Annotated in this window: 13 protein-coding genes and 2 tRNA genes; 5 read left to right on the top strand and 10 right to left on the bottom strand. The window is 64.2% G+C overall.

What is annotated here, in order from left to right:
* Positions 1–2,388 carry an amino acid permease gene (locus RH858_RS14740; RefSeq protein WP_310562284.1) on the bottom strand — a complete coding sequence of 796 codons (2,388 nt, stop codon included), beginning with the start codon at positions 2,386–2,388 and terminating at the stop codon, positions 1–3.
* A gap of 206 nt (positions 2,389–2,594) precedes the next feature.
* On the opposite strand from RH858_RS14740, the gene RH858_RS14735 reads away from it, so the two are divergent.
* The 4 genes from RH858_RS14735 (at position 2,595) to RH858_RS14720 (ending at position 6,546) form a co-directional block, all read left to right on the top strand.
* A complete protein-coding gene (locus RH858_RS14735) occupies positions 2,595–3,389 on the top strand; it encodes a TrkA C-terminal domain-containing protein (protein ID WP_310562283.1) in 795 nt (264 codons plus the stop codon).
* Positions 3,390–3,539: 150 nt separating this feature from the next.
* A complete protein-coding gene (gene trkA, locus RH858_RS14730) occupies positions 3,540–4,877 on the top strand; it encodes a Trk system potassium transporter TrkA (protein WP_310562282.1) in 1,338 nt (445 codons plus the stop codon).
* 148 nt (positions 4,878–5,025) lie between these two features.
* Complete coding sequence (locus RH858_RS14725) at positions 5,026–5,349, top strand: DsrE family protein (protein WP_259534313.1); 324 nt, start codon at positions 5,026–5,028, stop codon at positions 5,347–5,349.
* Positions 5,350–5,412: 63 nt separating this feature from the next.
* Positions 5,413–6,546 (top strand): cysteine desulfurase family protein, encoded by a 1,134-nt coding sequence (locus tag RH858_RS14720; RefSeq protein ID WP_310562281.1) that lies wholly within the window; start codon positions 5,413–5,415, stop codon positions 6,544–6,546.
* Position 6,547: 1 nt separating this feature from the next.
* Here RH858_RS14720 and RH858_RS14715 read toward each other — a convergent pair whose 3' ends face one another.
* From RH858_RS14715 to RH858_RS14675, 9 genes are all read right to left on the bottom strand, one after another.
* The gene (locus tag RH858_RS14715) at positions 6,548–7,081 is read right to left on the bottom strand and encodes a metal-dependent hydrolase (protein WP_259534311.1); all 534 of its coding nucleotides are present in this window, start codon (positions 7,079–7,081) and stop codon (positions 6,548–6,550) included.
* Positions 7,082–7,299: 218 nt separating this feature from the next.
* The gene (locus RH858_RS14710) at positions 7,300–7,482 is read right to left on the bottom strand and encodes a hypothetical protein (protein WP_259534310.1); all 183 of its coding nucleotides are present in this window, start codon (positions 7,480–7,482) and stop codon (positions 7,300–7,302) included.
* A 64-nt stretch (positions 7,483–7,546) separates the two neighbouring features.
* The gene (locus tag RH858_RS14705; RefSeq protein WP_259534309.1) at positions 7,547–7,801 is read right to left on the bottom strand and encodes a hypothetical protein; all 255 of its coding nucleotides are present in this window, start codon (positions 7,799–7,801) and stop codon (positions 7,547–7,549) included.
* Positions 7,798–8,037, bottom strand: coding sequence for a hypothetical protein (locus RH858_RS14700; protein ID WP_259534308.1), 240 nt, complete (start codon positions 8,035–8,037; stop codon positions 7,798–7,800). Before RH858_RS14700 ends, RH858_RS14705 begins: the two co-directional genes overlap by 4 nt.
* A 174-nt stretch (positions 8,038–8,211) precedes the next feature.
* Positions 8,212–8,286: transfer RNA gene (locus RH858_RS14695), tRNA-Ile, on the bottom strand.
* A gap of 104 nt (positions 8,287–8,390) precedes the next feature.
* A tRNA-Asn gene (locus RH858_RS14690) sits at positions 8,391–8,463 on the bottom strand.
* An 86-nt stretch (positions 8,464–8,549) separates the two neighbouring features.
* Positions 8,550–9,947 carry a CCA tRNA nucleotidyltransferase gene (gene cca, locus RH858_RS14685; RefSeq protein ID WP_310562280.1) on the bottom strand — a complete coding sequence of 466 codons (1,398 nt, stop codon included), beginning with the start codon at positions 9,945–9,947 and terminating at the stop codon, positions 8,550–8,552.
* 55 nt (positions 9,948–10,002) lie between these two features.
* Entirely contained in the window at positions 10,003–10,806 is an 804-nt protein-coding gene (locus RH858_RS14680) for an ABC transporter permease (RefSeq protein WP_259534306.1), read from the bottom strand.
* A complete protein-coding gene (locus RH858_RS14675) occupies positions 10,803–11,795 on the bottom strand; it encodes an ABC transporter ATP-binding protein (RefSeq protein ID WP_310562279.1) in 993 nt (330 codons plus the stop codon). Before RH858_RS14675 ends, RH858_RS14680 begins: the two co-directional genes overlap by 4 nt.
* Positions 11,796–12,053: 258 nt before the next feature.
* On the opposite strand from RH858_RS14675, the gene RH858_RS14670 reads away from it, so the two are divergent.
* Positions 12,054–12,704: a helix-turn-helix domain-containing protein gene (locus tag RH858_RS14670; protein ID WP_310562278.1), complete on the top strand. Its 651-nt coding sequence runs from the start codon at positions 12,054–12,056 to the stop codon at positions 12,702–12,704.
* The last annotated feature ends 62 nt before the right edge of the window (positions 12,705–12,766 follow it).

Raw genomic sequence — 12,766 nt, 5'->3', positions numbered from 1 at the left:
TCACGACTCCACCGGTTGACTTTCGGTCGGTTCTGATTCCAGCATGGCGACGAGTCGCTCTCGGATCGCCCGTTTGAGCGAGCGAGGTCGAGCGTCGGCCCCGCGTGCGATCACGACCGTGTTGTCGGTCCGTGAAACGATGTCACGTGGAATTGTGCCGTACATCGACCGGGCGACAAAGCTCTCCCCGGTCGCGCCGACGGCGACAGTGTCGTACTCCTCGGCCATTTCGAGCAGTGTCCCCCTGACGTTCTCGGCGACAACGACACGTGACTCGTACTCGTCCGGGTCGAGCCCCGCAGCGGCTGCGACGTCGTCAATGGTTTCTTTGCCGACGGTTTCGGGATCCTCCCGTTCACCGTCGTCGGAATCGCTCGTTTCACTGACGCCGGAACCGTTCGGTTCGTCTACGCCGGATCCCACCTCTTCGGGGGGATCCGTCGCGGCGATCGGTTGCTGCACACTCACCAGCGTGAGCGACGAATCTTCGAACGTTCGATGGATTTCGCCCGCCCGCCTCGCTGCCACGGATGCGTTCGGTCCACGTCCGGCGAGCGCGACGACGTCACCGGGCTGCATACTCGGACGAGTCACGAGCGACACCTCACACGGCGCCCGTTCGACGACCGGGTCGAGCGTGGATCCGAACACCGCGTCCCGTCGGCGATGGTCTGGGCTCCAGCCCATCAACACGTGATCGGCCTCTTCCTCACGAATGACCGAGAGAATGGCGTCGCCGGCGTGCCGGCCGACGATCGCTCGCGTTCGCAGCGGCAGCGACAGCGTGTCGGCAGTGTCACGTGCACTCTCGAGCAGTTCCTGCTGGCGCCCGACGCGCTCCTCCTCGAGTTCGATCTGGGCCGGAGAGGTCTGGGGAGGCACTTCGATCACATTGACTGCTATCAATTCGGCCTTCCCCTCGTGACCGTAGGCGCTGGCGGCCGCATACCGGATCAGTGTCTCTTCGGTGTCCGGGTTCGCGACCGGAACGACGACACGGTATACGTCCTCGTCCCCGTCTCCGTTCCCGGTTCCCCCGACGGATTCGGCTCCACCGGCCGGTTCAGTCGCGATCGCCTCGCCGACGAGGCCGACCGTCTCGGCACGCTCGCGGACGTACAGGAAGTACCATCCGACACCGACGCCCACGATCACGAGACCGATCCCCTGGACGACCGGCCGCATCTGGATCATGACAGCGAGACACCCCAGCCCACCGGCGATCGGCACGGCGGGATACAGGGGATCGGGAATGCGGAAATCCGGAGCGTACGCTGCGGGGTCGGCCCGTCGCATGACGACGACCGCGACGTGAACCAGCGCGTAGGCGACCAGATACGAAAAGGAGGCGACGTCCGCAAGGGTGTCGATCGGAAGCGGCCCCGCGATCAACAGGAGGATGACGATTCCGGTCGCAAGAATCGCCCGGTACGGGGTTTGGTACTGTTCGTGGACCTGGTTGAGCCAGACGGAGAGGATCCTGTCCCGGCCCATCGCGAAGTTCACCCGGGCGGCCGAGAGGATCGACGCGTTCGCCGAAGAGACGGTGGCCAGCACCGCCCCGAAGATCATCGCGAGCGAGCCGATCTCGCCGGCGTACACCATAGCGACGTCCGCCACAGGGATCGTCGACCCCTCGAGTTCGGGGACCGGGAGGACGCCCGTCGAAACGAGCATCACGAGCACGTACAGGATTGCGGGCGTCACGACTGCGGCAATCATCGACAGCGGAAGATTTCGACCCGGGTTCTGGATCTCCTCTGCCGACGTTGCGATCACCTCGAACCCGATGAACGCCACGAAGACGGTGCCGGCGGTGAGGCCCACCGCACCCCAGCCCTCTGGAGCGAACGGCGTCAAAAGTGACGGATCGAGCGCTGCGAGGCCGAAGGCGATAAATGCGATGATCAATACGACCAGCGCGATGACGATCACGTTCTGGAGCGATCCAGTTTCCTTTACCCCACGATAGTTGACGAGCGTGAGGATCGCCCCCATCACCAGCGCCGAGGCGACGACCGGAATCGACGGGTGAAGGCCGGCGAGGTACTGACCGAACCCAAGCATGTAGAACGCGGTCGCGAACATGAGCCCGACCCACATCCCCCAACCGACGATACTGCCGAAAAATCCGCCGAGCGCACGATTGACGTAGTAGTAACTCCCGCCTGCTTTCGGCATACCGGTCGCCAGTTCCGACAGCGACAGCGCGGCCAGAAGCGAGACGACGCCCGCGATCGCAAACGACACCATGCTCGCCGGTCCCGCCCGGCCGGCGACGATTCCGGGCAAGACGAAGATCCCCGCCCCGATCATGGTTCCCAGCCCGAGGGTGTACGCCTCGAGGAAACCGAGGTCTCGGGCGAGTTCCTGCTCCGGCTCAGCCACGCCAGATCACCCAGAGATAGCTGACGACAAACGGGGGAGAAACGAACGACAGATGGAGATCCATAGATGAAATACAGAGAGATACTATATAAAAGATTGCCGAAGAGAATTATCGATACGGCAAAGAAAAAGGGAAAGCGTACGGAAAAGGCAACCACATAGTATTATATTGTTGAAGAGGGAATGCGTCGGCAACGGAGACAGGCGTGCCCAGGGACACCCACAACGACTATCGACTCGACCGGATCGACCGGCGCACGATCTACGCGCTGATGCAGGACGCCCGAAACACCTCGGCGCCAGCGATCGCGGAGACGGTGAACGTCTCCGCCGGCACGATCAGAAACCGGATCGACAACCTCGAGAACCACGGTGTCGTCCGAGGATACACGGCACAGATCGATTTCGAACGCGCCGAGGGCCTGTCGACATCGTTATTCGTCTGTTCGGTCCCGGTGTCGAAGCTGGAGGTACTGGCGCTGGAGGTGCGGGCGATTCCGGGCGTGATCCACGTCCGGGAGCTGCTGTCCGGCGACCGGAATCTCCACGTGACTGCAGTCTCGGAGGACAGCGACGACCGGGAGCGGATCATGGCCGAATTGACCGACCTCGGGCTCGAGATAGAGGCGGATCAGATCGTTCGCAACGAGGCGTTCGAACCGTACGCGCCGTACGGGCCGGAAGACGAGGGGTCGGCCTGGTCCCCGACGGACGTCATCAGCCTCGCGGGTGGGGCCGAGGTAGTCGAGGTGTCAGTCTCGGCGTCGGCACCGATCGTCGATCTCTCGCTGGCCGAGGCGAACGAGCGGGAAATCCTCGACGAAGAGGTGCTCGTCATTACCATCGAGCGCGACGGCACGACGATCACTCCCCGCGGTGAGACGATCGTCCAGCAGGGGGACGTCGTGACGCTTCTGGCTCGCGGTGGAGAGCCGGAACAGGTGCTCGCGACGTTTCACGGGGACGAACAGTCTATACAGACGAACGATGACGAAACGTAGTTACGTCACGCTCTCCGAGCACCGTCCGAAGCACGATCGGTCGACCGATCACGAGCTGTCGGCAAAGCACGAACGACCGGGTCCCATGATGGCACGAACGAATCAAACGAACGGGACGAATCGAACGAGCATATTTCCGGGGGAATACCGATGAAGGTCGTTATCGTCGGCGCGGGCGAGGTCGGGGAAACGATCGCGGCGGCGCTGTGTGACACCCACGACGTGACGGTCATCGACGTGCGCGAGGAGCGGGCCGACGAACTGAACTACTCGATGGACGTGCTCGGAATCGCCGGCGACGGGACCGACGTCGAGACGCTGGAGAACGCTAACCTCGGCTCGGCGGACATGTTCCTTGCGGCGACCGACGACGACGAGACCAACATCGTCACATGTGCCACCGCCAAAGCGATATCCGAGGCGTTCACCGTCGCCCGGATCAAGGACAGCAAGTACCACCGGACGTGGCAGCGAACCGAGGAAGCGTTCGGGATCGACTTCATGGTCGCGACGAACCTGCTCGCGGCCGAGTCGATCGCGCGGGTCACCGCGCTCCCGACCGCGCGGGACGCCGACTTCTTTGCAGATGGGACGGTACAGATGGCCGAGTTCGACGTCTGCGAGCGGTCGCCGATCGCCGGCGGGACCGTCGAGGAGGCAGACCGGTACGACTCGCTGACGTTCGCGGCCGTGCTCCGGAACGGCGACGTGGAGATCGCCCGCGGGGACACGGAGATCGACGTCGGAGACCGGGTGGTCGTGATCGGCAGCTCCCAGAGCGTCCACCAGTTCGCCCGCGACAGCGTCCCAGAGGAGATGCGCGGCGACACCAACGAGGTCGTCATCGCCGGCGGATCGGAGATCGGCTATCACGTCGCTCGACTGTTGAACGAACAGGGGCTGACGACGCGGCTGGTGGAACAGGACGAGCGCCGGGCGCGAAAGCTCGCGGAGGCGCTGCCCGACACCATGGTGATGCATTCAGACGCGACCGATGCCGGCTTCCTGGAGCGAGAACACGTCGGCGACGCGGACATTTTGGTGTCGGCGCTGGACAGCGACGAGAAGAACCTGCTGGAGTCACTGCTGGCCGAAGAGCTCGGAATCGAACGGACGATAAGCATCATCGACCAGTCCTCGTACGTCGGTCTCTTCGAGCGAATCGGCGTCGACGTGGCGATTAGCCCCAGAAGCGTCGTCGCCGAGGAGATAACCCGTTTTACCCAGAGCAGCAACACCGAGAACATCGCGTTCATCGAGACCGACAAGGCGGAAGTACTGGAGATCGAAATCGACAGGGAGAGCGTGCTCGCCGGGCGGCCGATCCGGGAATCGATCGGCGATCTTCCGACCGGCGTGGTGATCGGCGCGATCACCCGCGACGGGGAGATGGTGATTCCTCGGGGGGAGACCGTCATCGAACCGGGGGATCACGTAATCGCCTTCGTGAAGTTCGACGTCATCGACGAGGCGATCGAGAAGCTGTAGCCTCCAGCAGCATTCCGCAAGAGAACCGAACGTCCAGTTCGTCTGTGTTGTCGTCGCGATACACCCGAACGAAGAGCGTTTCCAGAACTGGCCGACGACGAACCGCTGGAAGAACTATAAGCCCAGATACTCAACTCTTCGAATAAGTATGCAACTAAACCTCATCATCGAGACGAACGACGCCGAACGCGTATGGAACGCCTTCAGGTTGGCGAACACTGCCCTCGAGAACGGCCACGACGTGGAGACCTTCCTGCTGGGCGACGGGGTAGAGGCGCCGGACATCGAGACCGAGAAGTTCAACCCGCACGGAGTGATGGTGAAATACACCCGGAACGGCGGGGAACTGGAGGCCTGTGGGACGTGTCTCGACTCCCGCGACATCGAACCGGACGACCTCCGGCCCCGGTCGACGATGGGTGAACTCCTCCGGATCGTCGAAGAGGGCGATGAAGTGCTCACGATCGGATAGCACGGAGAGTGGAATGCCGCTTCGGCGCACAGTGTTCGGCAACCGACCGACGAGATCCCTCACATGATCTATCTCGACCACGCCGCGACGACCCTGCCACACGAAGACGTCGTCGCCGCTATGGAACCGTACCTGGAATCGCACTACCACAACCCTGCTGCAGGATACGCCGACCGCGCAGCCGAGGGACTGGAAACCGCACGAGAACGGGTTGCAACCCTCATCGGAGCCCCGCCGGCGTCGATCGTCTTCACCGGCGGCGGAAGCGAGGCCGACAACCTGGCACTGAAAGGGATCGTGGACACCGCCGCCGGCGAGAACCGCGGACACGTGGTCACCTCGGCGATGGAACACGATGCGATCGAAGAGACGTGTCGCTGGCTCGAACGGCGTGGCGTCGAAGTGACGCGTATTGCGCCACGTGAGGACGGCCGAGTCGATCCGGCCGCTGTCGAAGACGCGATCCGCTCGGACACGGTGATCGTCTCGATCATGCACGCCAACAACGAGACGGGCGTCGTGCAGCCGCTACAGGAGATTGCGACGGTCGCTCACGAGCACGGTGCCCTCGTGCACTCGGACACCGTCCAGAGTGCGGGGAAACTCCCCGTCGACGTCGAGCGGCTCGGCCTGGACATGGCGAGCCTCAGCGCACACAAGTTCTATGGCCCCAAGGGCGTGGGTGCGCTGTACGTCCGCGACGGCCTCGAGGCCGAACTGGAACCGCTGATCCACGGCGGGGGCCAGGAGGGTGGTCTCCGCAGCGGAACCGAAAACGTCCCCGGTCTCGTCGGGATGGGCGTCGCCGCCGAGCGGGCCCGGGCAGATCTCGAGGAGCGTGCCGACAGGTTGTCCGGGTTGCGTGACGACTTCGTGCGACGGGTCCGGGAGGTGAGCGGAGGGACGCTCGTCGGCCACCCCGAACAGCGGCTGCCGGGATATGCACTGTTCTGTTTCGAGGAGGCGACGGGCGCCCAGCTCGTCGACGCGCTGGCCGACCGGGGGATCGCCGTCTCCAGCGGCTCGGCGTGCCATACCGGAACGGCCTCCCCGTCGAGGGTGCTCACCGAGATGGGCATCGACGCCCAGACCGCACTGGGCGCCGTCCGGTTCTCGATGGGGCGGCATACCACGGCCGACGACGTCGATCAGGCAGTTGCCGCGCTCGAGGACGCTCTCGAGGTCGCTCGGGGGTGAGTTACCGGAGGAAGGCTCTCACTGGCTCTGCACCCGGATACCCGTCACGCCGCCAGAGGACGGCGGCGATCCCGAGGAGAACGAACTCGGAGAGAAAGTACGGGCTCGAAAGCGAATCCAACAGAAGACGCAGGACAGACGGAGCCCCCTCCTCGTATGGTTCGACGGCCAGTAGCGGCCAGAGGAGAAAGTTCGCCTCCGCCTCCGCATCCCACAGAACTGGAAGCGCATCGACGATCGAATGGGAAAGTGCACCGATCGCAAACGCGATACCGTATTCGGGGCGTTCAAACCGATTCGCGACCCGGTAGCCGAGATATGAAAGCGGGATCAATACCAGAAGCGAATGGGCGAGGGTCCGTCCCGTCGGGAGCACGCCGAGGTACCATGCGAGTGGCTTATCGACGATGTCCGGAAAGAGACTCCCAACCACCACCATCAGGACAGGACCGTGATCGGGGAGTTCGTTCGCTCGTATTCGCACGGCGATCGAATAACAGAGATAGGCAACTGCAACGTGTCCCCAGGGCCACATACTCTGCTACGGTGAACGGAACAGAGAAGTAAATACCCACGGATGAGCGGCTTTCCACGAAGAGAACCCGGAGAGCCTCGTAGTGGGACAAACGCGACTGGACGCTATCCGAGTGTGCGGATCGTCGTGACCGGGGTACCGACCCAGTCTCTGCAAACCTGGTCGTTCTGGAGGGGGAGCCCGTCCGCACACCGAGAGGATAGATCGCAGCTGCGGTGTCAGGGCGGCACGCGGTGAAGAAGCGCGTCGATCCGGGACCGGAACCACTGCAAGATCGATCCGGTCCCCGAACTCCCGGACTCGCCCCCGTCCGGTGTTGCCGCCGGCGTCGGCGTGTCGTCGCCGTCGGAATCCTCACCGTCGGACTCACCGTCGCCGGACGCTTCGCCGCCGCGAACCACGGCCCAAGCCCATCGGGATACAGATAGTTCGCCTGGTACTCGTGAGGGGCGGTCTCGACGGCTTTCACCGCGATCCCTCCCCGAAGCGCCGGGAACAGATCCGGCAGACACCGAAGTACCAACACCGATATGGCTCGTTACGAAGCGATCGTCGACAGAACCGACAGGTGCGTTCCGTCCGGATCACCGGCCGACCCCCATCGGTCACGATCTCGTCGATCGCCTCACTCACTTCCTCGTCGCTCGCGCCAGCATCGGGGTGAGCGATCCGCTCGCCTGTCCGGGGGTCGTACAGCTCGGAGGCCCGAACGAACCTCATTCGAACCACCTCGCTTCGCTCGGACCGTGACGACCTGGCGCCTCTCGAGCGTCTGGCGTCGACACCGACTTGCCGGCGGCACTTCCCTCGAAGAGCCGAACCCAGGTGTCACACTGTGGGCAACGATGGGCGCGGTCGCGTTCGTCGCCGTACACCCGCCGGAAGTCCGTGGGCACGTGGGCGCCACACTCGAGACACCGCCGTCTTCCGGTTTCCCCCGTGACGAGCGGCGTCATGGCGCACCACCTTCAGGAATAAAAACCGCCCGACGGTAGAGGGATCCAACCAGTGACCAGTTGACATACTGCCTGAGAGGGGGGTTCCCCGGACCCTCTAATCCGTCGAAAATACGTGCTTCGATGCCTTTACGCTGTGTTTCTACTTCAGCCAAGAATCGGCTGGTGAAAACATGGGCCCTGCCGGATTTGAACCAGCGACCGCCCGGTTATGAGCCGGGTGCTCTGTCCAGACTAAGCTAAGGGCCCTCGATCCGTAGTTTCCCGTCGCTCCCCTTGAGTGTGCCGGACCAGTCCGACCCTCGAAACCGAACGGCGGCCACGCGGCTCGGGGCGTAGCCGCGGGGGAGAAGCGCCGGAGCCAGGACTCGAACCTGGGACCGCCTCGTTAACAGCGAGGCGCTCTACCATCTGAGCTACTCCGGCTTGCACCAGTTGGTAGACCAGTTGTTTTGATAGGGCTTTCGTTTCCGTCTGCCCGGGCGAGGTTCGAGTCGTTGCAAGCCGTTACCTCAGGGACGTGGATCGAAGTACGCAGCGAGGTCGCGACCGAACGACTCGACAAGTGTGTCGACCTCGTCCCCGACCAGCACCGTCCGATCCTCGAGTGCGTCCTCGATCTGGGCCCCCGTTCTGACCTCCAGCAACACCTCGCTGCGGAGATACTCGCTCGCGTCGGTGAACTCCCGGGGGCGCTCGACGATGTAGCGATCCTCCACCAGGAACGGCCCGTACAGACGGTCGTCGGTCCCGTCGTCGCGCCCGGACCGCCCCGCATACTTCTCGTAAAACCCCTCGGCGTGGCTCCGGACGCTCACCGGCGGGCCGACGTGACGGGACACCGCCGGCACCGTCGGGCTCGCGAGTTCGAGGAACAGCACCGCCTGCCCCTGTTCGTCCGCCGGCCCTCCAGTGTCCTCGACGAAGGCGTCGGCCCGGAAGACGTCGAAGCCGTGGTCGTCGAGCCCGTCGATCACGCCCCCCAATGTCCGGCGGAGCTGGGGCCACAGCTGGTCGTCGACGACGTCGGGCGCCTCGAAGACGACGGCGACGGGGGTGGTCCGACGGTCGCGGACGTGGGCTCGCAGCTCCGCCGCCGAGAGTGGCTCGCGTTCCGGCGGGAAGAACAGCTCCTCGCGGGGATCCTCGAGCAGCGCCCGGCTGTAATGCTGGAACCGTGCGAGGTTTTCGGCCGACAGGACCGCCGCCACGTTCCGTTCGGGGTCCGTCGGATCGATCACGATCAGCGGATCCGTGAACGTCTCCCGGCCGTGCTCCTCCGGATCCAGTTCCACCGGCGGATGCCACTCGGCGGCGGCCTCGACGAGGGGGACGAAGCCGTCGTACTCACAGACCAGCAGTTCCGTGAGATAGCCCGAAAACCCGCGCGTCCTGAGGTCGCTGCCGTACGCGCCGATCCCCTTGAGGAACCGCTTTGCGAGTCGGACGTCCCGCGCCAGTTCGTCGTCGAGGTTCTCCTCCAGGTACGTGGAGTGAAACGGCGTCCGGTCGACGGCCGACTGGATGTGCTCGGCGTCCTCGACGTCGTAACACGGGACGAGATCAACGTCGAATCCCTCGTAGATTCCCTTCACGTACGGGTGTTCGGCGTACTCCTCGCGGCCGTCTGGCAACACCTCGTGACCGATCGTCAGCCCGTACTGGACGAGCTCCGAGCGGTCGATCTCGGGGGGCAACCGCACGAACATGTCGATGTCGCGGTCGCCCGACAGCCACGTCCCCCGGGCGGTCGACCCGACGAGGACGACGTCGCCCTCGACGTCGAGGTCGGACAGCGCCGACAGCGTTCGCTCGCGAAGTTCGCCGGCGACCTCCTCGAACCGGGCGCGCTCGGCCTCGTCTGGCGTCACGCGCGCTTCGACCGCCGACAACACCGCCTCCAGGCTCATACCGACCGATTCACACGCGCTTCCTAAACGCGTATCGGCTCACAGGCCTTTCGGCTCACAGGTCCTCGCGCTGGAACTTCAGGCTCCCCAGAAGCGGCGGCGCGAGCAGCCACACGACCAGCATCGCGGCCGCCGACACCTGGAGGCCCGCGGTCTCGCCGGCGAACAGCTGGCCGGCGAGGAAGCCGTCGGTGACCAGCTGGAACGCGGTGCTTGGGTTCGCCAGTTCGGCGACCTCCTGGGCCCGTTCGAGGGGGAACCAGTCGGGGAACTGCGCGAACAACAGCAGGAACCCCCCGGTCGCGGCGTTCCACAGCGGAACGAACAGGAAGTACAGCCCGATCGCGCCCGCCAGCGCCCGGCGCTGTGTTGACGCCGCCGCCGAGAACCCGACGCCGATGCTGACGAACACAGCCGCAAAGACGACGACGAGCAGCGTGTACCCCACGTACGCCAGCGGATCGAACTCCAGGGGACCGACCGCGAGCACGATCGCCGGGAGCACGAACCCCACCAGGATCGCCCCGCCGAGTGCGGCCGCCCGGCCGAGGACCTTGCCGAAGACGACGTCGATCCGGCTGTGGGGCAACGCCAACAGCAGCTTCAGGGAACCGCTCTCGCGCTCCCCGCTGATCGCGTTGTAGCCGATGACGAGCCCGATCAGGGGGACCAGCGTCCCCACGAACAGCTGCCCGAACAGGCTCAGGATGACGTTCGCCTCCAGCGTTTCCCCCTCCGGTGGACGGAAGAGGTACGCCGTCCCAGTGAACAACAGGACGAAAAGCACCGTGAGCCCGATCAGCCACCGCGACCGGATCGCGTCCTCGAAGTCCTTCCGGGCGACAGACAGCAGGCTCACGCCGACCCCTCCCGATCGACCGGGGTCTCGGCAGCCTGCGGTGACCCATCCGAGTCTCCGGCCTCACCCTCCGTGTACGCCAGGAACAGGTCCTCGAGCGACGCCTCGCGGGTGGTGAAGTCGTCGACGTCGATCCCCTGCTCCTCGAGCGTCGACAGCACCGCGGTCTTGGCGTCGCCGCGGCAGGAAACCGTCAGCGTGTCGCCGTCCAGTTCGACTGCCGAGACGCCCTCGAGGTCGCGGATCGCCGCCGTCGCGCCGGCGACGCCCTCCTCACCGACGCCTTCGGCTCCCTCGCCGATGGTGATCACCAGCGTCTCGTCGTCGCCGACAGCCTCGCGGAGCCCCTCGACGCTGTCCTCGGCGACGAGCCGGCCGTCCCGGAGGATCCCCACGCGATCGCAGACGGCTTCGACCTGTCCCAGCACGTGCGAGGAGAAGAAGACGGTCGCGCCGCGGTCGACCTCCTCGCGAACGATCTCGCGCATGTCCTTCGCACCGGTGGGGTCCAGGCCCGACGACGGTTCGTCCAGAATGAGGAGGTCGGGCTCGCCAACCAGCGCCATCGCGAGCGCGAGCCGCTGGCGCATCCCCTTCGAGTAGCCGCCGGCCTTCCGGGCGCCGTCGGCCGCGAGTCCGACCCGGGATAACAGCTCGTCGGGATCGTCAGCGGCGTCCTTCGAATCGATCGCGAACTCGACGTGCTGTCGGCCGGAGAGCCGGTCGTAGACGCCGAACCCCTCCGGCAGAACCCCGGTCCGCTGGCGCACCGCCAGGCTCTCGCGGTGGGCGTCTCGTCCGAGGACGCGCACTTCCCCAGCGGACGGGCGAACGAAGTCCAGCAGAATGTTGATCGTCGTCGATTTCCCGACCCCGTTCGGACCGAGGAAGCCGTACACCTCCCCCTCCTCGACGGTCAAATCGAGGTCGCGGACCGCCGTGACGTCGGCGAACTCCTTTCTCACGCCGGACAACTCGATGGCAGCCATACGGCCATTTCCCCCGTCATCGAATAAAGACTTGTGACACGACCTTTTTGAAACGGAACGAACGCTCACAACGTCACCGCCTCCACAATGAACCGTCGGCGGCGACGGGACCGAGGGCCGACACAGAGACGCGACGAGCAGTTCACCGTGGTCCCACCGAGAGAGTTGACGAGTTATTATCAGATGATAGTTACATTTCCCACGATGCGAGAATGGGCGAAAAGGTAAGGGCAGTGAGGCACCAATTTTTAACTGAAAGTGGAAAGCCGAAGGCCCCCGAAAATAATGCAAAAAAATATACGGAAAAGCGGTTCCAAGAGGTCAAAGCGGACCCTGGTGGTCGAACTCGCGCTCGAATTCGGTTCAGCCACGAAAAGCTGTGCAGTCTGCTCGGACTGTTGTCTGGAAAAGCCGATCGAACACCACGTCATCGACGGCACGTGTTACTACACCTGCCAGAGTGGCGACTCCGACACGGAGATAATTCAGGGGAGGGTAGAGATCGATTCGGAATGTGCCTGCCGGGTACTTGCACACCACGATTGCATCCCGTCGCTACAATCGGTCGACAGCGAGCGGATGGTGGTGCGAACGAACCCACAGAACAGGACGGTACTTCGCGAACTGATAGCGGATCTGGATGACGTCGTCGACGAAGTACGGCTCCGCAGTCTCGTCGTTGGTGGAGAGCAGACGAGCTCGAGTTCGGCACTCGTGAACCTCCAGGAACTAACGACTCTCGAGCGCGAGACAGTCGAGAAGGCGATTCTGATGGGCTACTACGACAAGTCAGGCGGCGCCAAATTCGACGAACTTGCAAGCGAATTAGACATTACTACATCCGCCCTGTCGAAACGCCTCAGTTCGGCAGAAGGAAAGATAATGCGGAACTTGTACAGCAACGAATAGCCCGTCTCGCAGACAGTTCTTGTCAGTGTGATGTTAACCCTTCTCAAAGAATTTACTCTACA

Origin of the sequence: Halalkaliarchaeum sp. AArc-GB, from assembly GCF_031432225.1 — an archaeon.
In the GTDB taxonomy this organism is placed as follows: Archaea; Halobacteriota; Halobacteria; order Halobacteriales; family Haloferacaceae; genus Halalkaliarchaeum.
The sequence above is the reverse complement of the archived record's forward strand: the minus strand, read 5'-3'. Positions and strand labels throughout refer to the sequence as shown.